Source organism: Bacillus pumilus, from assembly GCF_003431975.1.
Taxonomy (GTDB): Bacteria; Bacillota; Bacilli; order Bacillales; family Bacillaceae; genus Bacillus; species Bacillus pumilus_N.
In genome coordinates, this window is sequence record NZ_CP027116.1 from 577270 (window position 1) to 596301 (window position 19032).

Consider the following 19032-nt stretch of genomic DNA (forward strand, 5'->3'; position numbering starts at 1 on the left):
TCTGTCAAAAAGGCTAAATGAATAACATCAAACGTGGAGGTGGAACAAATGAGTGAAGAAAAAGGACATATGGATAAAGCAAAAGGAAAAACAAATCAAGTCAAAGGCCAATTGAAAGAGAAGCTTGGCGAAGCAACAGATCATCAAAATCTGAAAGCAGAAGGAAAAAAGGATCAAGCCAAAGGTAAGCTTCAAGATAAAAAAGGGGATTTGAAAAATCACCTGAACGAGTAAATCCGAAAACACGGCACTGCTTTATGTCTCCATCATGACATGTCTTTCATCAATAAAATGAATAGATGTGTGAAAAGAATTGATTATACGCGCTCGCTATCATCATGTAGACTTAAAATAGAAGACATGATCAAGGGGGATGGATGAGATGAAGCAAGTGTGGGAGAAAGTTGACGAGTATATCACAGACAAGTTGATTCCTAAAGATGATGTTTTGGAGCAAGCTCTTACTCATAATAAGCAAGCAGGCCTGCCAGAAATTGATGTGTCACCCGCTCAAGGGAAAATGCTTTATTTATTAGCAAAAACTAAGAATGCAAAGCGCATTCTAGAGATCGGGACACTCGGTGGATACAGTACCATTTGGTTGGCGCGTGCTCTTGAAGAGGATGGGGAACTCATCACATTAGAGGCTGTCAGCCACCATGTACAGATTGCGCAGCAAAACATCAGCAGAGCGGGCTTATCGGAACGAGTGAGCATTTTGCAAGGAAAGGCATTGGATACGCTATCTCAGTTAAAGGAGAGGGCTGTACTTCCATTCGATTTGATTTTCATTGATGCAGATAAACCGAACAACCCGAATTATCTAAAGTGGGCGTTACACTTCTCGAAAAAGGGAACAGTCATTATTGCAGACAATGTCGTCAGAAATGGAGCAGTCCTTCATGATTCTGATGGGGATGAGCGAGTGCAAGGAACTCGTGAATTTTTCAATTTACTCAAACAAGAGTCAAGAATAGAGGCTACAGCCATTCAAACTGTTGGTGAAAAGGGTTACGATGGATTTGTATACGGAATTGTAAAATGAAACAAAGCTTAACCACATGCGGTTAAGCTTTTTCTTTTAGAAAAACCATCTGGCTGTGCCCATCAGCATGACGCCTACAAGAACAGTAAGTGACAAGCTTTTTGTCCAAACAGCGATTACGACGGTCGGAACCAAGACAGCAAGGTACATCCAGTGAACGGTGACGCCTGCTGTAGTATGTATGAAGAGATGCTCTGCAATTAATGCTGTAAAGATACAAATAGGAATAAACGATAACCACTTAAGGACCACTTCAGGCAGCTCAATACTTCGTACAAATAAAAATGGAACGACTCTTGGAATGATGGTCACAATCATACAGCCGACAATCAGCCATATCATAAAACTACTGATCATTTATCTGTCACCACCCCAATCGTTGCGACAATCATGGTGGCTAACAGAACGGCCACGTGTGAAGGAACAAAATGAAGCAGAACAAACATCGCAACGATCATATACAAAACAAGAGACAAACGATGGGTTAACTTATTTTTAGGTATAGTTTGCAAAGAAAGAACGAGCAGCGCAGCAAACATAGCGGACAGGGCAAAATCAAGGCCAAGTGCTTCAGGATTTGAAATCCAATGTCCAAAAATGCCGCCAAGCGTACAGGCAGCAATCCAGCACAAATAAGCCGTTATGTTCAGCCCGTGCATCCACCGGTTATTCAGTTTTCCATGCTGCGCTAATTTATTCATCGCTACACCAAATGATTCATCAGTCAGCAAGAGACCGAATCCAATATTTTGTTTCACAGAGTAGCGTGTAAAATGAGGAGCCAGCGTCAGGCTGAGTAATAAATGACGCAGATTCACAATAAATGTAGTGAGAATAATAGCGGAAAGGGGACTTCCCGTGACAAGCAGTGCACAGATAATAAACTGTGAAGCACCTGCGTAAATAAAGATTGATAGAAGCGCAATGTCCCATATGCTTAACTGTGCGCTAATCCCAACAATTCCAAATGCAAACCCAATACTCATATAACCAAGCAGAGTTGGCACACAATCCTTTATTCCCTCGAGAAATGGTTCGTGTTCTGCTCCGGGAATATGTTTTCTAGCTTCAATATCCAACGACCTCTACTCCTTTTCCGCCTGACCATCTATAGTTTTACTTACTATATGAAAACGAATTCAGCATGTCAATAGCCGTTTCACTTCTATGTATATGAAGAAAAAAGAGACAAAAAGGATTGCAGTTAACCAGAATTTGTTATAAAGTATCAGAAAATAAAAATAATTGGAGTGACGACAATGCTGTGGAAACCTTTGTTTGAACATGATGTACCAAATCCCCTCCGTCCATAACGGAGAGTGATCTCCGTTTGTGGATATCGGAATCAAACTATCCAGTAACGGAGGGAAAAGATGAACGAAAAATATATAGGTGCCCTTTACCTCGCAATCGCTGCAAGTATTTGGGGCGGCATGTACGTTGTTGTCAAAGTAACAGTAGCGGTTGTCCCGCCACTTGAGCTCGTTTGGATGAGATATGCTATAGCAGGAGTCGTTTTGGTGCTCACCATTTGGCGCTTGGGCTATTCCTTTCGATTAGATAAAAAAGATATCCCGCTTATTGTGGGGATTGGGTTGATCGGAAACGTTCTGTCCATCGTGACACAGGAAATCGGGACGATGTATACGTCTGCACAAATGGGGGCCGTTATCACATCTGCAACACCCGCTTTTATGGTGCTGTTCGCTTTCTTTCTATTAAAAGAAGCCATGACTGTTAGAAAGTGTGCATCCATCCTTCTTGCTACAGCAGGTGTATTGCTCATGATTGGACCAGTCGAAGTGGAAACAGATGAATTTGTGGGCGGCCTCTCATTGGTCATCGCTGCTTTAACATGGGCGCTTATGTCTGTTTTGCTGAAACGTGTGCCAGGGAAGTATCCTCAGGTCGTGACCACCACATATGCGATCATCATTGCATTTATTATCTTAACGCCGCCTGTCTTATTTCGTTTACCTCACTTAGATGTGGAGCAAATGGCAAGGCCAGAGATTTGGGGTGGTATTCTATATTTAGGCATCATCTCAACAGCGCTAGCATTCTTTTTGTGGAATAGAGGGCTTCAATTAATGGATGCTTCAAGCGGCGGTCTGTTCTTCTTCTTTCAACCAATCGTAGGTACAGTTCTTGGCTGGCTGCTTTTGGGAGAAGAATTGGGACTACGCTCATTCATTGGCATTCTATGTATTTTTGCAGGTGTCTATACTGTGCTGCGTCAAAAGGAATAAGAGGAGATGTCCCTTGCAAAAGGGGCATCTTCTTTATAATAGGTAGGTTTCAGAGATTGAGAGAGGATGGAGGGAAACAGGATGATTCAATTTCCACAATTACAAAAGGGACAAACAATTGGCGTTACAGCACCTTCCTCAGGTGTACAGCCATCTTTGCATGACATGTTTCAGCTCTCATGCGAACGAATGAAAAAAAGAGGCTATGATGTCATATGTGGAGAGACGGTATGGCAGCAGGAGAAGGCAAAATCAGCCCCTGCCATAGAACGAGCAAACGAGCTTCAGTACATGATGACATGCGATGAGATTGATCACATCATCCCGCCATGGGGAGGGCAGCTGCTCATGGAAGTGTTAGAGCATCTTGATTTCTCATCAATGCAAAAAAAGTGGATTCTTGGTTACTCAGATACGAGTGCACTTCTTTTGGCATTTACATTAAAAACAGGGATAGCCACTGCGCATGGGCCGAACCTAGTAGATCTTCAGGGAGAAGAGCTTGATCAAACGACTGTCATGTGGGAAGAAGTACTTTCAACAAAAGGAGAAATGGACATCAGCCAATTTTCTTCATCTATGTATCAAAAGGAATGGCAGTATGACAATCCGATTGAACATGTTTTTCATTTAACAGAACCAACTGCATGGCAAACGGTTGATCAACAAGAAAAGATGGTAAAGGGGAGACTGATGGGCGGCTGTATTGATGTCATACGCCACCTAGCGGGGACGCCTTTTGGAGATGTCAAAGCTTTTCAGGACAATTTCATAAAAGGTGAACCGATTCTCTGGTACTTCGAAAACTGCGAGTTAAATGCTGCAAGCGTGAAGAGATCGCTTGTTCAATTAAAACTAGCAGGATGGTTTGATCACTGTTCAGGTATTATGTTTGGGCGAAGTGCAGTAGATGTGCCTGTGGAAGGGTACCAGTATCAGGATGTATATGAAGAATTACAAAAGGAATTACAAATCCCCATTTTTTACGATATAGATTGTGGGCATGTCCCGCCGCAAATGACGCTGATTAATGGGGCATATGCAGAAGTACAGTTGCAGCCACAAGGCAAAGCGGTCCTGAAGCAAACATTTTTGTCTTCTTTTCAGCGTGATAGAAAACCTTTGCAGCCCTGACAACAAAGAATGCGAGGGTTTGTCTACACGATGAAGGAAAGGGAGAACCCTTTCCTTCATATAACATTACATCCCTTTTGTTTCCTCACCTGCTTTAGGAACTTCCCACGCCGCCTCTCGGAATACCTTTTCCCATTTCGATACGACAATACATGCAACAGCATGACCTGGAACATTCACACCTGTTCGCGCCATATCCATAATTCGATCAACACCGGCAATAATGGCGACACCTTCTGCTGGAAGACCTACTGCATGAGCGGTTGCCAAAAGAACGACGAGTGAACCGGATGGCACAGCTGCAATGCCTTTACTCGTTAACACAAGAACAAGCATCATCAAAAGCTGCTGTGACAGACTCATGTCGACACCAAACGCTTGGGCTAGAAACACACAGGAAACGGATAAATATAAACTAGACCCATCGCAATTAAGGGAAAGACCAGATGGAATGACAAAGGAGACGATTCTTTTTGGGCAGCCGTATGTCTCCATGCGTGACATAAGCTGAGGAAGGACAGTTTCTGTACTTGTAGTAGAGAAGGCAACCAAGAACAAATCCCAAATCATTTTTAATACTTCGAAGTAGTTAAAACGGAAGATCAGTGCAACGAGAGGAAACAAAACAAAGAGAATAATGAATAATCCTAAAAATACAGTCCCGACAAGCTTCATCATTGGAATTAATAAAACAATGCCATATTGGCCGACAGAAGCAGCCATTAATGCAAGAACCCCAATAGGTGCTGTCACCATGACCATCTGCGTCAGCTTAAACATAATTTGTGCAACTGATTCAAAGAAGGTGAGAACAGGAGCGGATGCCTTACCGATACCACTTGCCGCTACACCAAACAAAATGGCAAAGAAAATAACAGCAAGTAAATCATTTTGTGCCATCACATCGATGATATTGGTTGGAATGATATCGAGTACCATTTGTTTAAAGTCAACGACTTTCTGTGTATAGCCATCTAATTCACCAATATCCTTCTTAGCTAATTGGGAAAAATCTAGCCCAACACCGGGCTTTAAAACATTGGCCAGCAATAACCCGATCCCTAGAACGATGGTTGTGATTACCTCAAACCAAATGATCGTCTTTAACCCGAGACTACCCATTTTCTTCATGCCGCCGCTGCCAGCTGCACCAATGACAATGGTAGAGAAAACGATAGGAACAACGATCATTTTAATCAATCTGATGAACCCATCCCCAACTGGCCTCAGGGCCATACCGAAGTCAGGGAAGAAATGGCCGATAAGAGCTCCGATCACCAAAGCGATCATGATTTGAAAAGCGACAAACTTTTTCAACATCTCCAACCTCCTTTAAATGCCTGGAAAATATTAAGAATTTTCCAATAAATAAAAATTCTAGGTGCCCATGTGTTGTCCTCCTTTGGATTTAGAAAGATTTTATTTGAGAATCATTAGAAATATGAAGGAAGAGAAGAAAATAGGGCTATTGCATCTCTATTTATCTACGAAAAAATCACTTTTTAAAAAAGATAAAACTTTTTCAGAAAAATGTATTGACCCTTTCCTATCATCCGTGGTATATTTTTATTCGTCGCTGATGACGTAATTGAAGCATTGGTATTCAAACACATGCGGCAAACAAAACTTCAAAAAAGATGTTGACTTAATAAAAACGATATGTTAAGATAATTAAGTCGCCTGATTAAGCGCCCGTAGCTCAATTGGATAGAGCGTTTGACTACGGATCAAAAGGTTAGGGGTTCGACTCCTCTCGGGCGCGCCAATACAAACCACGCGGGTGTAGTTTAGTGGTAAAACCTCAGCCTTCCAAGCTGATGTCGTGAGTTCGATTCTCATCACCCGCTCCATTTTAAATGATGATCTTTGAAAACTAAACAAGACAAAACGTACCTGTTAATTCGAGTTTTTATAAAAAAATCCTATGATACATCATAGGTAGTCAGTCAAACGCTGACGAAAAACAAAACTTCGGTTTTGTACTTTTTCGGAGAGTTTGATCCTGGCTCAGGACGAACGCTGGCGGCGTGCCTAATACATGCAAGTCGAGCGGACAGAAGGGAGCTTGCTCCCGGATGTTAGCGGCGGACGGGTGAGTAACACGTGGGTAACCTGCCTGTAAGACTGGGATAACTCCGGGAAACCGGAGCTAATACCGGATAGTTCCTTGAACCGCATGGTTCAAGGATGAAAGACGGTTTCGGCTGTCACTTACAGATGGACCCGCGGCGCATTAGCTAGTTGGTGGGGTAATGGCTCACCAAGGCGACGATGCGTAGCCGACCTGAGAGGGTGATCGGCCACACTGGGACTGAGACACGGCCCAGACTCCTACGGGAGGCAGCAGTAGGGAATCTTCCGCAATGGACGAAAGTCTGACGGAGCAACGCCGCGTGAGTGATGAAGGTTTTCGGATCGTAAAGCTCTGTTGTTAGGGAAGAACAAGTGCGAGAGTAACTGCTCGCACCTTGACGGTACCTAACCAGAAAGCCACGGCTAACTACGTGCCAGCAGCCGCGGTAATACGTAGGTGGCAAGCGTTGTCCGGAATTATTGGGCGTAAAGGGCTCGCAGGCGGTTTCTTAAGTCTGATGTGAAAGCCCCCGGCTCAACCGGGGAGGGTCATTGGAAACTGGGAAACTTGAGTGCAGAAGAGGAGAGTGGAATTCCACGTGTAGCGGTGAAATGCGTAGAGATGTGGAGGAACACCAGTGGCGAAGGCGACTCTCTGGTCTGTAACTGACGCTGAGGAGCGAAAGCGTGGGGAGCGAACAGGATTAGATACCCTGGTAGTCCACGCCGTAAACGATGAGTGCTAAGTGTTAGGGGGTTTCCGCCCCTTAGTGCTGCAGCTAACGCATTAAGCACTCCGCCTGGGGAGTACGGTCGCAAGACTGAAACTCAAAGGAATTGACGGGGGCCCGCACAAGCGGTGGAGCATGTGGTTTAATTCGAAGCAACGCGAAGAACCTTACCAGGTCTTGACATCCTCTGACAACCCTAGAGATAGGGCTTTCCCTTCGGGGACAGAGTGACAGGTGGTGCATGGTTGTCGTCAGCTCGTGTCGTGAGATGTTGGGTTAAGTCCCGCAACGAGCGCAACCCTTGATCTTAGTTGCCAGCATTTAGTTGGGCACTCTAAGGTGACTGCCGGTGACAAACCGGAGGAAGGTGGGGATGACGTCAAATCATCATGCCCCTTATGACCTGGGCTACACACGTGCTACAATGGACAGAACAAAGGGCTGCGAGACCGCAAGGTTTAGCCAATCCCATAAATCTGTTCTCAGTTCGGATCGCAGTCTGCAACTCGACTGCGTGAAGCTGGAATCGCTAGTAATCGCGGATCAGCATGCCGCGGTGAATACGTTCCCGGGCCTTGTACACACCGCCCGTCACACCACGAGAGTTTGCAACACCCGAAGTCGGTGAGGTAACCTTTATGGAGCCAGCCGCCGAAGGTGGGGCAGATGATTGGGGTGAAGTCGTAACAAGGTAGCCGTATCGGAAGGTGCGGCTGGATCACCTCCTTTCTAAGGATATATGGAGCAGTGTGCGTTTTCGTCTTGTTTAGTTTTGAAGGATCATTCCTTCAAGACATGTCTCTAGCGAGACAGGATTGTTCTTTGAAAACTAGATAACAATAAGTAATACATTCACATTGAATGCAATGCAAAGTTCATCACACATAGTGATTCTTTCTAAAGTAAGAAATGGTTAAGTTAGAAAGGGCGCACGGTGGATGCCTTGGCACTAGGAGCCGATGAAGGACGGGACGAACACCGATATGCTTCGGGGAGCTGTAAGCAAGCTTTGATCCGGAGATTTCCGAATGGGGAAACCCACTGCTCGTAATGGAGTAGTATCCATACTTGAATACATAGAGTATGAGAAGGCATACCCGGGGAACTGAAACATCTAAGTACCCGGAGGAAGAGAAAGCAAATGCGATTCCCTGAGTAGCGGCGAGCGAAACGGGAACAGCCCAAACCAAGAGGCTTGCCTCTTGGGGTTGTAGGACACTCTATACGGAGTTACAAAGGAACGATATAAGCGAAGAGGTCTGGAAAGGCCCGCCAAAGAAGGTAACAGCCCTGTAACTGAAATGTTGTTCTCTCCAGAGTGGATCCTGAGTACGGCGGAACACGTGAAATTCCGTCGGAATCCGGGAGGACCATCTCCCAAGGCTAAATACTCCCTAGTGACCGATAGTGAACCAGTACCGTGAGGGAAAGGTGAAAAGCACCCCGGAAGGGGAGTGAAATAGATCCTGAAACCGTGTGCCTACAAGTAGTCAGAGCCCGTTAACGGGTGATGGCGTGCCTTTTGTAGAATGAACCGGCGAGTTACGATCCCGTGCAAGGTTAAGCAGAAGATGCGGAGCCGCAGCGAAAGCGAGTCTGAATAGGGCGCATGAGTACGTGGTCGTAGACCCGAAACCAGGTGATCTACCCATGTCCAGGGTGAAGTTCAGGTAACACTGAATGGAGGCCCGAACCCACGCACGTTGAAAAGTGCGGGGATGAGGTGTGGGTAGGGGTGAAATGCCAATCGAACCTGGAGATAGCTGGTTCTCTCCGAAATAGCTTTAGGGCTAGCCTCAAGGTAAGAGTCTCGGAGGTAGAGCACTGATTGGACTAGGGGCCCCTACCGGGTTACCGAATTCAGTCAAACTCCGAATGCCGATGACTTATCCTTGGGAGTCAGACTGCGAGTGATAAGATCCGTAGTCGAAAGGGAAACAGCCCAGACCGCCAGCTAAGGTCCCAAAGTATACGTTAAGTGGAAAAGGATGTGGAGTTGCTTAGACAACCAGGATGTTGGCTTAGAAGCAGCCACCATTTAAAGAGTGCGTAATAGCTCACTGGTCGAGTGACTCTGCGCCGAAAATGTACCGGGGCTAAACGTATCACCGAAGCTGCGGACTGTTCTAACGAACAGTGGTAGGAGAGCGTTCTAAGGGCTGTGAAGCCAGACCGGAAGGACTGGTGGAGCGCTTAGAAGTGAGAATGCCGGTATGAGTAGCGAAAGACGGGTGAGAATCCCGTCCACCGAATGCCTAAGGTTTCCTGAGGAAGGCTCGTCCGCTCAGGGTTAGTCGGGACCTAAGCCGAGGCCGAAAGGCGTAGGCGATGGACAACAGGTTGATATTCCTGTACCACCTCCTCACCATTTGAGCAATGGGGGGACGCAGGAGGATAGGGTAAGCGCGGTATTGGATATCCGCGTCCAAGCAGTTAGGCTGGGAAATAGGCAAATCCGTTTCCCGTAAAGGCTGAGCTGTGATGGCGAGCGAAATTTAGTAGCGAAGTTCCTGATTCCACACTGCCAAGAAAAGCCTCTAGCGAGGTGAGAGGTGCCCGTACCGCAAACCGACACAGGTAGGCGAGGAGAGAATCCTAAGGTGATCGAGAGAACTCTCGTTAAGGAACTCGGCAAAATGACCCCGTAACTTCGGGAGAAGGGGTGCTTCTTAGGGTGTTAAAGCCCCGAGAAGCCGCAGTGAATAGGCCCAGGCGACTGTTTAGCAAAAACACAGGTCTCTGCGAAGCCGTAAGGCGAAGTATAGGGGCTGACGCCTGCCCGGTGCTGGAAGGTTAAGAGGAGCGCTTAGCGTAAGCGAAGGTGCGAATTGAAGCCCCAGTAAACGGCGGCCGTAACTATAACGGTCCTAAGGTAGCGAAATTCCTTGTCGGGTAAGTTCCGACCCGCACGAAAGGCGCAACGATCTGGGCACTGTCTCAACGAGAGACTCGGTGAAATTATAGTACCTGTGAAGATGCAGGTTACCCGCGACAGGACGGAAAGACCCCGTGGAGCTTTACTGCAGCCTGATATTGAATGTTGGTACAGCTTGTACAGGATAGGTAGGAGCCTTGGAAACCGGAGCGCTAGCTTCGGTGGAGGCATCGGTGGGATACTACCCTGGCTGTATTGACCTTCTAACCCGCTGCCCTTATCGGGCAGGGAGACAGTGTCAGGTGGGCAGTTTGACTGGGGCGGTCGCCTCCTAAAATGTAACGGAGGCGCCCAAAGGTTCCCTCAGAATGGTTGGAAATCATTCGCAGAGTGTAAAGGCACAAGGGAGCTTGACTGCGAGACCTACAAGTCGAGCAGGGACGAAAGTCGGGCTTAGTGATCCGGTGGTTCCGCATGGAAGGGCCATCGCTCAACGGATAAAAGCTACCCCGGGGATAACAGGCTTATCTCCCCCAAGAGTCCACATCGACGGGGAGGTTTGGCACCTCGATGTCGGCTCATCGCATCCTGGGGCTGTAGTCGGTCCCAAGGGTTGGGCTGTTCGCCCATTAAAGCGGTACGCGAGCTGGGTTCAGAACGTCGTGAGACAGTTCGGTCCCTATCCGTCGCGGGCGCAGGAAATTTGAGAGGAGCTGTCCTTAGTACGAGAGGACCGGGATGGACGCACCGCTGGTGTACCAGTTGTTCTGCCAAGGGCATCGCTGGGTAGCTATGTGCGGACGGGATAAGTGCTGAAAGCATCTAAGCATGAAGCCCCCCTCAAGATGAGATTTCCCATTCCGCAAGGAAGTAAGATCCCTGAAAGATGATCAGGTTGATAGGTCTGAGGTGGAAGCGTGGTGACACGTGGAGCTGACAGATACTAATAGATCGAGGACTTAACCTTTATTCTAATGTGAAGCATGAACATTGTTATCTAGTTTTGAGAGAACATTCTCTCCATCAGGTTTGGTGGCGATAGCGAAGAGGTCACACCCGTTCCCATACCGAACACGGAAGTTAAGCTCTTCAGCGCCGATGGTAGTTGGGGGTCTCCCCCTGTGAGAGTAGGACGCCGCCAAGCTTGTCAAAATTTTTATATCATCGCGGGGTGGAGCAGTTCGGTAGCTCGTCGGGCTCATAACCCGAAGGTCGCAGGTTCAAATCCTGCCCCCGCAACCAAAATGGTCCGGTAGTTCAGTTGGTTAGAATGCCTGCCTGTCACGCAGGAGGTCGCGGGTTCGAGTCCCGTCCGGACCGCCATTTTTATGACTTGTAAACGAAAACGTATAGTTTCGTTTTTTTTTATGTCTTTTTCTTTTCATCAGTTCTAGCTGCAATGAATTGGTTTGTGTTTGGCTAGACTATGTGTAAAAAGAAAAGATAAATCATTTCAATTCAGCCTGGTTTTTTCATACCAGGCTTTCTTTATATCATTTTTAGTTGGAATTGAAACTCATATTCGCTTACACTAATACTAATTATGTCTGACATCATGTCTACTTAATCAATTGTTTGCATGAAGGGACTGTCTTTTTATGGATGAATTTGATCTTATTCACCGAATCACACCAAAAGAAACACATCAGCGTTCTTTGATTATGGGTATCGGTGATGATGCAAGTGTTTATCAACCTCAATCACATTGTGAAGAGGTCGTTTGTGTTGATACAATGGTGGAGCATGTCCATTTTCGCTTTGATTTTTCCTCACCTTTTGAGATTGGCTTTAAAGCACTGGCGGTTAATGTCAGTGATATTGCCGCAATGGGAGGAACCCCAAAATATTATCTTGTGTCGATTGCCATCCCGCCTCATGGCGATGAGACCATCGTCACAGCTCTTTACGAGGGAATGAAAGCGTTGGCTGACACCTATCATATGGATTTAATTGGTGGGGATACGGTCGCTACTCGCAGTGATTTTGTCATTACAGTGACCGTCATTGGTGAGGTTCCAGAGGGAACAGCTTGTTATCGTCATAGTGCTCAGTCAGGAGACGTCGTCTTTGTCACAGGTGAGCTTGGTTCATCAGCAGCGGGCTTATCACTCTTAATGAACGAAGTAGCTCCTACCAAAGCGGTCGACGCTGCTTTTTTTCTAGAACGTCATAAAAAGCCTCAGCCTCACATTGCTGCCGGACACATTTGTTCAAGTTTCCCGCGGGTCACCTTGAATGATGTGAGTGATGGATTGGCGAGTGAGCTGAATGAAATAGCCGAAGCGAGTCAAGTGACAATAGAGATAGAAGCGAACAAGCTCCCAATACATCCAGATTTACCCATGCTGCGAAAAGACTGGCTGGAATGGGTGTTATTTGGTGGTGAAGACTTTGTTTTAACTGGTACGATCCCAGAGGCTAATTGGGGAAGGTTTGAAAAGAAGTGTAGACAAGAAAACATTCAAATCACCCGTATTGGACAAGTCAAAGGTAATCAAGCAGCAAGCGTTCTATTAACACACAATAATCAACAAACAGTGTTAATGAAAAAAGGGTATAATCATTTTAAGAAATGAGGTGACATCAGCTGTGAAATTAACATGGACGACAAAAGGTGCGGATGAGACGAAACGAATTGCCGCTGCTTTGGCCAAACTTGTGATGCCAGGCGATGTTTTGACATTAGAAGGGGATTTAGGCGCAGGCAAAACGACTTTTTCAAAAGGTTTTGCAGAAGGCTTAGGTATTACCCGTATCGTCAACAGCCCTACCTTTACCATTATTAAAGAATATACCGATGGCAGACTGCCACTTTTTCATATGGACGTGTACCGGATGGAAGATGCCGAAGAAGATATCGGACTCGAAGAATATTTTGAGGGCGAAGGTGTATGCTTGGTTGAATGGGCGCATCTTATTGGACCGCAATTGCCTTCTTCCTATTTAAAAATAGAAATGCTGAGAACAGAACGTGAAGAAGAACGTCATCTCACGTTGACTGCAAAAGGGGAGCGCTATGAGGCCCTTTGTAAGGAGATGAAAGAATTTGACCATACTGGCAATTGATACGTCAAATCATACACTAGGGATTGCCCTTGTCAAAGATTCCACAGTGATTGGTGAGAGTATCACGTATTTAAAAAAGAACCATTCTCTCCGAGCGATGCCGACTGTTGAGGCATTGATGAAAGAATGTGGTGTAGTGCCAAGCGAATTAAGCAAAATCGTTGTAGCGAAGGGGCCAGGTTCTTACACTGGCGTCCGAATCGGGGTGACCATTGCAAAAACACTCGCATGGACGCTGTCTATCCCGATATCGGCTGTTTCAAGTTTAGAAACATTGGCGGCAAATGGTCAATACTTTGATGGATGGATTTCGCCCCTATTTGATGCGAGAAGAGGGCAAGTTTATACTGGGCTGTACACGTTTGAAGAAGGAAAGATCAACGAAATCAAACGAGATCAAAATATCTTGCTCACGGATTGGCTTGATGAGCTGAAGCAAACAGGAAAACCTGTCCTATTTCTTGGACAAGATGTGCATCTTCATGCAGAGAACATTCGCTCCATTTTAGGAGAAACTGCTGTAATAGCAGAGGGGGCTTTTCATAACCCTAGACCTTCAATGCTTGCGTTATTAGGGGCAGATCGTCCTGCGGAAGATGTTCATCAGCTTGTTCCTAACTATATTCGTTTAGCAGAAGCGGAAGTGAAATGGCTTGAAGGACAAAAATAATCTCAACACAGCAGAGATTCGAGAAATGACGGTAGCGGACATTCCAGAGGTGTATACGATTGAAGTGCATTCCTTTACTGCACCTTGGAAAAAAGAATCCTTTGTCTATGAGATTCTTCATAACCAATACAGCCATTATTTCCTCATTGAAGAAGATCATCAGCCTGTTGGGTATTGCGGGGTCTGGATTGTCATGGAGGATGCACAAATTACGAACATTGCAATTCTCCCAGAGCATAGAGGAAAGGGCTACGGAGAAGCATTGCTTCGGTATGTGATGGAGTTTTGCAAAGAAAAAAAGACAGATCATCTTTCTTTAGAGGTGCGTGTATCGAATACACCAGCCCAGTCCCTATATGAAAAGCTTGGTTTCAGACCAGCTTCTATTCGAAAGAACTATTATACGGATAATGGAGAAGATGCATTGGTCATGTGGGTGAATATAAATGAGTAAACAAACAGATCGATTCATATTAGGTATAGAAACAAGCTGTGATGAAACAGCTGCATCTATTGTGAAAAATGGGAAAGAAATTGTAGCGAATGTTGTGGCCTCGCAAATAGAAAGTCATAAACGATTTGGCGGTGTTGTCCCGGAAATCGCTTCGAGGCATCATGTGGAGCAAGTCACCATCGTGTTAGAGGAAGTGATGGCACAGGCCAATATGAACTTTCAGGATTTGGATGCCATTGCTGTCACAGAAGGACCGGGCTTAGTTGGTGCTCTTTTGATCGGTGTCAATGCAGCCAAAGCCCTGAGCTTTGCTCATCAAATTCCGCTCGTTGGTGTTCATCATATTGCAGGTCATATTTATGCAAACCAGCTTGTAGATGAGTTGCAGTTTCCGTGTTTAGCTCTTGTTGTCTCTGGCGGGCATACTGAGCTTGTGCTAATGAAGGAGCACGGGTCTTTTGAAGTCATCGGAGAAACATTAGATGATGCGGCGGGGGAAGCCTACGATAAAGTGGCTCGGACGATGGGGCTTCCGTATCCAGGGGGACCTCATATTGACCGGCTAGCACATGAAGGTGAGGCAACGATTAAGCTTCCTCGTGCATGGCTTGAAGAAGGTTCTTATCACTTTAGCTTCAGTGGATTAAAATCAGCTGTGATAAACACATTACACAACGCATCTCAAAAGGGAGAAACAATTGCTCCAGAGAATTTGGCGGCAAGTTTTCAAGAAAGCGTCATTGAAGTGCTTGTTGGGAAAACATTAAAAGCAGCTGAGGCCTATGGTGTCAAGCAGGTGGTCCTAGCTGGTGGGGTCGCTGCCAATAAAGGGCTGAGAGAAGCTTTGACGGAAGCATTCACGAAGCTCCCTGAAGTGAAGGTCATCATTCCGCCGCTATCACTTTGCACAGACAATGCAGCCATGATTGCTGCTGCTGGAACGATTGCGTTTGAAAAGGGAATAAGAGGCGATATGGCGATGAATGGCCAGCCAGGCTTACCACTTGTCTCATATGAATGAAAAATCCTGTGGATACACAGGTTTTTTTCTTTTTCAATGAAAGCGATTTATTCACATGATAACGTTATATATCCACAATTGTTTGAAAATTTTGTTTTAAAATGAAGTGGATGTGTATAATTTATTTCTTTTTTGTGGATATGTGATTAAATATCTGTGGATAAAGTGGATAAGTCCGATTTTCAAAAGAATGATAAAGAAATGATTGTGAGTATTATTGTGGATAAAAAATTCTTCAATGAAAGGAAAAGAGCACCCGTTAAGGCACTCTTTAAGATTCGGATAGCTCTTCCCACTCTGCGAAAAGGGATTCAAGCTCTTGATTGAACGTATCATTTTCTGATTGAATCGCTTGGACCTTCTCGTGATCTTGGAAAATAGCAGGGTCACATAGAAGCTGTTCATTTTCACTAAGTTTCTCTTCAATGACAGCAATCCGCTCTTCAATTTCTTCAATTCTGCGTTGCTTTTGTCTCTCTTTCTTTTTCAGTTCTTTTTCTTCTGCATAAGAAAGTTTTGCCGTTTCTACTGGTTTTGATGCTTGTTTTTTAAGCTGTTCATTTTCTTGAAGTGCCTCAAGCTCTAATTGTTCATTTTTCTTTTCAAGATAGTAGTCATAATCACCAAGGTACTCTTTTGTTTCCGTAGGCGACAGCTCGAATACTTTCGTTGCTAGTCGGTTAATAAAATAACGATCATGCGAGACAAATAAGATGGTTCCTGGATAATCAATCAGCGCATTCTCTAAAATTTCCTTACTATCTAAGTCTAGATGGTTCGTAGGCTCATCAAGAATAAGGAAATTGGCTTTTTGGAGCATCAGCTTTGCCAAGGCAAGGCGAGCTTTTTCACCACCGCTTAATGCATGAACAGGCTTTAATACATCATCACCGGAAAAGAGGAAGTTCCCTAAGCATGTCCGAATTTCTTTTTCATTCATATGAGGGTAGTCATCCCAAAGCTCATTGAGCACTTTTTTGGAGGATGTCAGTTTGGCTTGTTCTTGGTCATAGTAGCCGATCGTGACATGAGATCCAAAAGTGATGTCTCCTTTTACAGGTGTTAATGTATTCGTTAACGTTTTTAAAAGGGTAGATTTCCCGATCCCGTTAGGACCAATGAGTGCCACGCTATCTTCGCGTTTGATATGAAAAGAAAGGGAGGATAGAAGCGGCGTCTTTTCATCATAACTAATATCGAGATCCTGTACCTTCAGCACATCATTGCCGCTTTGTCTCGTAATATCAAAATGAAAGTTTGCAGACTTTTCATCACCTAATGGCTTATCTAATCGATCCATCCGTTCAAGCTGTTTGCGTCTGCTTTGAGCGCGCTTTGTAGTCGAGGCTCTTGCCAGGTTGCGATCTACGAAATCCTGGAGCTTCGAGATTTCTTCTTGCTGCTTTTCGTAGAGCTTCATATCACGCTCTAGCTGCTCTGCTTTCAGCTCAAGATACTTACTATAGTTCCCTGCAAACTTTTTCATCGCTGTTCTAGAGACTTCATACACATGGTTCACCACTTTGTCTAAGAAATAGCGGTCATGGGATACGATGAGAATAGCACCTGTATAATTTTGCAAATACTGCTCTAGCCATGATAAGGTATCAATATCTAAATGGTTGGTCGGCTCGTCCAAAATTAAGAGTTCTGGTTTCATTAATAAGAGCTTCCCAAGCGCAAGACGGGTTTTCTGACCACCACTTAAGGATTGAACAGTTGTTTCATCTTCAAAGTGACTGAAACCGAGCCCATGAAGAATAGAGCGGACATCTGCTTCATATTGATAGCCGCCTTGATCTTTAAATTCCTGTTGCAGCCTGTCATAGGTTTTCATGAGGGAATCCAGCTCAGAACCTGTAGAGGAAGCCATCTTTTCTTCAATGGTTCTCATCTCTTCTTCCATCCCTTTTAGATGATCAAAAACCGTTAATAATTCGTCTTTTAATGTACGTGTAGACGTCACATCGGTATGCTGAGCTAAATAGCCAATCGATAGGTCTTTCGGTTTGATGATCTCACCTTGCTCGTAAGACATTTGACCGGCAATGATTTTCAAAAGGGTGGATTTGCCTGCGCCGTTACGACCTACAATGGCAATCCGATCCCTTGCTTTGACTTCCAATTTTATATTCGTTAAAACGGTATCAGCACCAAATGACTTGGACAGCTGATTCACTTGTAGAATCATCATGTAACTTCACCTCTGCTATAATATGTTAAGTGTAGCTTATCAGCAGTAAACCAGCAAATGTTACATACAATCGCCATATTCAAATGAAAGACAGATAGGAAAAAATAGTGTATCATTTGAGTGAGGGAGCGTTGAGAGATGAGTCAATTTAGCCACTTTAACGAACAGGGAAGAGCAAAGATGGTCGACATTAGTGACAAATCGTCCACAGTGAGAACCGCCATTGCTGCTTCAAGTGTTCGTATGATAAAAGAAGTGTTTCATAAAATAGAGCAACGTGAAATTGGAAAAGGGGATGTGCTGTCTGTCGCACAGGTTGCTGGCATTATGGCAGCAAAGCAAACATCTACCATCATCCCAATGTGTCATCCGCTTGCACTAAAAGGCGTGGATATCTCCTTTGATTGGGAGGAAGACGGAAATGCGCACATTCTGAACATACAAGTACAGGTAAAAACAAAAGGAAGTACGGGTGTGGAGATGGAAGCGCTCACTTCTGCTTCAGTATGTGCACTGACCGTTTACGACATGTGTAAAGCGATTGATAAAGGCATGATCATCGGTCCTACCTATCTAATCGAAAAGACAGGTGGGAAAAACGGTGATTTTCACAGAGCATCTGATATTTAAGTTGGAGGACCTTATATGAATATAGATCAGTCAAAAATTCCACAAGCGACAGCCAAACGTTTGCCGCTATACTACCGTTTTTTAAAAAATCTGCATGCATCAGGAAAACAAAGGGTGTCATCGGCAGAGCTTAGTGATGCAGTCAAAGTGGATTCTGCCACCATTCGCCGAGATTTTTCGTACTTTGGTGCTCTTGGGAAAAAAGGGTATGGCTATAATGTCGATTACCTCTTGACCTTCTTTAGAAAAACACTAGACCAAGATGAAATGACGAATGTCATGCTTATCGGTGTCGGGAATTTAGGGACTGCTTTTTTACACTATAATTTCATTAAAAATAATAATACAAAAATTGCAATGGCTTTTGACGTCAATGAGAGTAAAATAGGAAGTGAGATAGGCGGTGTGCCTGTCTATGATTTGGATAAGCTTGAAGAGCATGTTCAAGAGGTAGGGGATATTCCTGTTGCCATTTTGACAGTACCTGCCGTAGCAGCTCAACCCATTACAGATCGTTTGATTGCACTTGGCATCAAAGGGATCCTTAATTTTACGCCGGCCCGATTGAATGTGCCGGAACACATTCGAATTCATCATATAGATTTGGCGGTTGAACTTCAGTCTCTTGTGTATTTCTTAAAGCATTACTCTGTTACACAGGAGGATTGACGAAAAGGGGTAAAGGGGGTGGAGCAAATGGGTCCGATTGGTCCTGGAAGTTTGGTTCTGATTGCGATTGTTGCGCTCATTATTTTTGGGCCGAAAAAGCTTCCTCAATTAGGAAGAGCAGCAGGAGATACATTACGTGAATTCAAAAATGCCACAAAAGGTTTAGCAGATGATCAGGATGAAAAAAAGAAAAAAGAAGATGAGTAGAATAGGATGAGCTT

At 44.9% G+C, this 19032-nt stretch carries 16 protein-coding genes, 4 tRNA genes and 3 rRNA genes; 19 read left to right on the forward strand and 4 right to left on the reverse strand.

The genetic code is table 11. From position 1 onward, the window contains the following. Positions 1-48 precede the first annotated feature (48 nt). Positions 49-234: a CsbD family protein gene (locus C5695_RS02850; RefSeq protein WP_117729002.1), complete on the forward strand. Its 186-nt coding sequence runs from the start codon at positions 49-51 to the stop codon at positions 232-234. A gap of 148 nt (positions 235-382) precedes the next feature. After that, positions 383-1045, forward strand: coding sequence for an O-methyltransferase (locus tag C5695_RS02855; RefSeq protein ID WP_058015444.1), 663 nt, complete (start codon positions 383-385; stop codon positions 1043-1045). 36 nt (positions 1046-1081) lie between these two features. Here C5695_RS02855 and C5695_RS02860 read toward each other — a convergent pair whose 3' ends face one another. Continuing rightward, a complete protein-coding gene (locus C5695_RS02860; protein ID WP_117729004.1) occupies positions 1082-1402 on the reverse strand; it encodes an AzlD domain-containing protein in 321 nt (106 codons plus the stop codon). Beyond that, positions 1399-2124, reverse strand: coding sequence for an AzlC family ABC transporter permease (locus tag C5695_RS02865; protein WP_117729006.1), 726 nt, complete (start codon positions 2122-2124; stop codon positions 1399-1401). Before C5695_RS02865 ends, C5695_RS02860 begins: the two co-directional genes overlap by 4 nt. Before the next feature lie 294 nt (positions 2125-2418). On the opposite strand from C5695_RS02865, the gene C5695_RS02870 reads away from it, so the two are divergent. Both C5695_RS02870 and C5695_RS02875 read left to right on the forward strand, forming a co-directional pair. After that, positions 2419-3294: a DMT family transporter gene (locus tag C5695_RS02870; protein WP_117729009.1), complete on the forward strand. Its 876-nt coding sequence runs from the start codon at positions 2419-2421 to the stop codon at positions 3292-3294. Positions 3295-3375: 81 nt separating this feature from the next. Continuing rightward, positions 3376-4428 (forward strand): S66 family peptidase, encoded by a 1053-nt coding sequence (locus C5695_RS02875; RefSeq protein WP_117729011.1) that lies wholly within the window; start codon positions 3376-3378, stop codon positions 4426-4428. A gap of 66 nt (positions 4429-4494) precedes the next feature. Here the strand turns inward: C5695_RS02875 and gltP are convergent, their stop codons facing one another. Further along, on the reverse strand, positions 4495-5745 hold the full coding sequence (gltP, locus tag C5695_RS02880; RefSeq protein ID WP_117732985.1) for a glutamate-aspartate/proton symporter GltP: 1251 nt from the start codon (positions 5743-5745) through the stop codon (positions 4495-4497). A gap of 371 nt (positions 5746-6116) precedes the next feature. Here gltP and C5695_RS02890 point away from each other — a divergent pair. From C5695_RS02890 to tsaD, 12 genes are all read left to right on the forward strand, one after another. Then, a tRNA-Arg gene (locus C5695_RS02890) sits at positions 6117-6193 on the forward strand. An 11-nt stretch (positions 6194-6204) separates the two neighbouring features. Further along, positions 6205-6278: transfer RNA gene (locus C5695_RS02895), tRNA-Gly, on the forward strand. A gap of 134 nt (positions 6279-6412) precedes the next feature. After that, positions 6413-7961 (forward strand): 16S ribosomal RNA (locus C5695_RS02900). A gap of 182 nt (positions 7962-8143) precedes the next feature. Continuing rightward, positions 8144-11074, forward strand: a 23S ribosomal RNA gene (locus C5695_RS02905). A gap of 61 nt (positions 11075-11135) precedes the next feature. Beyond that, positions 11136-11251 (forward strand): 5S ribosomal RNA (gene rrf / locus C5695_RS02910). The 16S, 23S and 5S rRNA genes sit together here with 4 tRNA genes alongside, the layout of an rRNA operon. 21 nt (positions 11252-11272) lie before the next feature. Then, positions 11273-11349, forward strand: a tRNA-Met gene (locus C5695_RS02915). A gap of 4 nt (positions 11350-11353) precedes the next feature. Then, positions 11354-11430, forward strand: a tRNA-Asp gene (locus tag C5695_RS02920). A 275-nt stretch (positions 11431-11705) separates the two neighbouring features. Beyond that, positions 11706-12683: a thiamine-phosphate kinase gene (gene thiL, locus C5695_RS02925; protein WP_117729015.1), complete on the forward strand. Its 978-nt coding sequence runs from the start codon at positions 11706-11708 to the stop codon at positions 12681-12683. Between the two features lie 13 nt (positions 12684-12696). Beyond that, a complete protein-coding gene (tsaE, locus tag C5695_RS02930) occupies positions 12697-13173 on the forward strand; it encodes a tRNA (adenosine(37)-N6)-threonylcarbamoyltransferase complex ATPase subunit type 1 TsaE (RefSeq protein WP_117729017.1) in 477 nt (158 codons plus the stop codon). After that, positions 13154-13843 carry a tRNA (adenosine(37)-N6)-threonylcarbamoyltransferase complex dimerization subunit type 1 TsaB gene (tsaB, locus tag C5695_RS02935; protein ID WP_117729019.1) on the forward strand — a complete coding sequence of 230 codons (690 nt, stop codon included), beginning with the start codon at positions 13154-13156 and terminating at the stop codon, positions 13841-13843. The genes tsaE and tsaB overlap by 20 nt, the downstream gene beginning before the upstream one ends. A 25-nt stretch (positions 13844-13868) precedes the next feature. Beyond that, a complete protein-coding gene (gene rimI / locus C5695_RS02940) occupies positions 13869-14297 on the forward strand; it encodes a ribosomal protein S18-alanine N-acetyltransferase (protein WP_117732987.1) in 429 nt (142 codons plus the stop codon). Then, the gene (gene tsaD / locus C5695_RS02945; protein ID WP_117729021.1) at positions 14290-15318 is read left to right on the forward strand and encodes a tRNA (adenosine(37)-N6)-threonylcarbamoyltransferase complex transferase subunit TsaD; all 1029 of its coding nucleotides are present in this window, start codon (positions 14290-14292) and stop codon (positions 15316-15318) included. Before rimI ends, tsaD begins: the two co-directional genes overlap by 8 nt. Before the next feature lie 271 nt (positions 15319-15589). Here tsaD and abc-f read toward each other — a convergent pair whose 3' ends face one another. Then, complete coding sequence (gene abc-f, locus C5695_RS02950) at positions 15590-17512, reverse strand: ribosomal protection-like ABC-F family protein (RefSeq protein WP_117729023.1); 1923 nt, start codon at positions 17510-17512, stop codon at positions 15590-15592. 138 nt (positions 17513-17650) lie between these two features. Between abc-f and moaC the strand changes: the two genes are divergently transcribed. From moaC to C5695_RS02965, 3 genes are read left to right on the forward strand one after another with little or no spacing between them, the layout of a single operon-like run. Continuing rightward, positions 17651-18142 (forward strand): cyclic pyranopterin monophosphate synthase MoaC, encoded by a 492-nt coding sequence (gene moaC / locus C5695_RS02955; RefSeq protein WP_117729026.1) that lies wholly within the window; start codon positions 17651-17653, stop codon positions 18140-18142. A gap of 15 nt (positions 18143-18157) precedes the next feature. Next, on the forward strand, positions 18158-18811 hold the full coding sequence (locus C5695_RS02960) for a redox-sensing transcriptional repressor Rex (protein ID WP_117729028.1): 654 nt from the start codon (positions 18158-18160) through the stop codon (positions 18809-18811). A 27-nt stretch (positions 18812-18838) separates the two neighbouring features. Then, entirely contained in the window at positions 18839-19018 is a 180-nt protein-coding gene (locus C5695_RS02965; RefSeq protein WP_117729030.1) for a twin-arginine translocase TatA/TatE family subunit, read from the forward strand. The last annotated feature ends 14 nt before the right edge of the window (positions 19019-19032 follow it).

Coding starts and splice junctions, on each gene's coding strand:
- C5695_RS02965 (WP_117729030.1), top strand. CDS start 18,839: ATGGGTCCGATTGGTCCTGGAAGTTTGGTTCTGATTGCGATTGTTGCG.
- tsaD (WP_117729021.1), top strand. CDS start 14,290: ATGAGTAAACAAACAGATCGATTCATATTAGGTATAGAAACAAGCTGT.
- C5695_RS02870 (WP_117729009.1), top strand. CDS start 2,419: ATGAACGAAAAATATATAGGTGCCCTTTACCTCGCAATCGCTGCAAGT.
- C5695_RS02850 (WP_117729002.1), top strand. CDS start 49: ATGAGTGAAGAAAAAGGACATATGGATAAAGCAAAAGGAAAAACAAAT.
- rimI (WP_117732987.1), top strand. CDS start 13,869: ATGACGGTAGCGGACATTCCAGAGGTGTATACGATTGAAGTGCATTCC.
- C5695_RS02860 (WP_117729004.1), bottom strand. CDS start 1,402: ATGATCAGTAGTTTTATGATATGGCTGATTGTCGGCTGTATGATTGTG.
- C5695_RS02875 (WP_117729011.1), top strand. CDS start 3,376: ATGATTCAATTTCCACAATTACAAAAGGGACAAACAATTGGCGTTACA.
- C5695_RS02855 (WP_058015444.1), top strand. CDS start 383: ATGAAGCAAGTGTGGGAGAAAGTTGACGAGTATATCACAGACAAGTTG.
- abc-f (WP_117729023.1), bottom strand. CDS start 17,512: ATGATGATTCTACAAGTGAATCAGCTGTCCAAGTCATTTGGTGCTGAT.
- thiL (WP_117729015.1), top strand. CDS start 11,706: ATGGATGAATTTGATCTTATTCACCGAATCACACCAAAAGAAACACAT.
- moaC (WP_117729026.1), top strand. CDS start 17,651: ATGAGTCAATTTAGCCACTTTAACGAACAGGGAAGAGCAAAGATGGTC.
- C5695_RS02960 (WP_117729028.1), top strand. CDS start 18,158: ATGAATATAGATCAGTCAAAAATTCCACAAGCGACAGCCAAACGTTTG.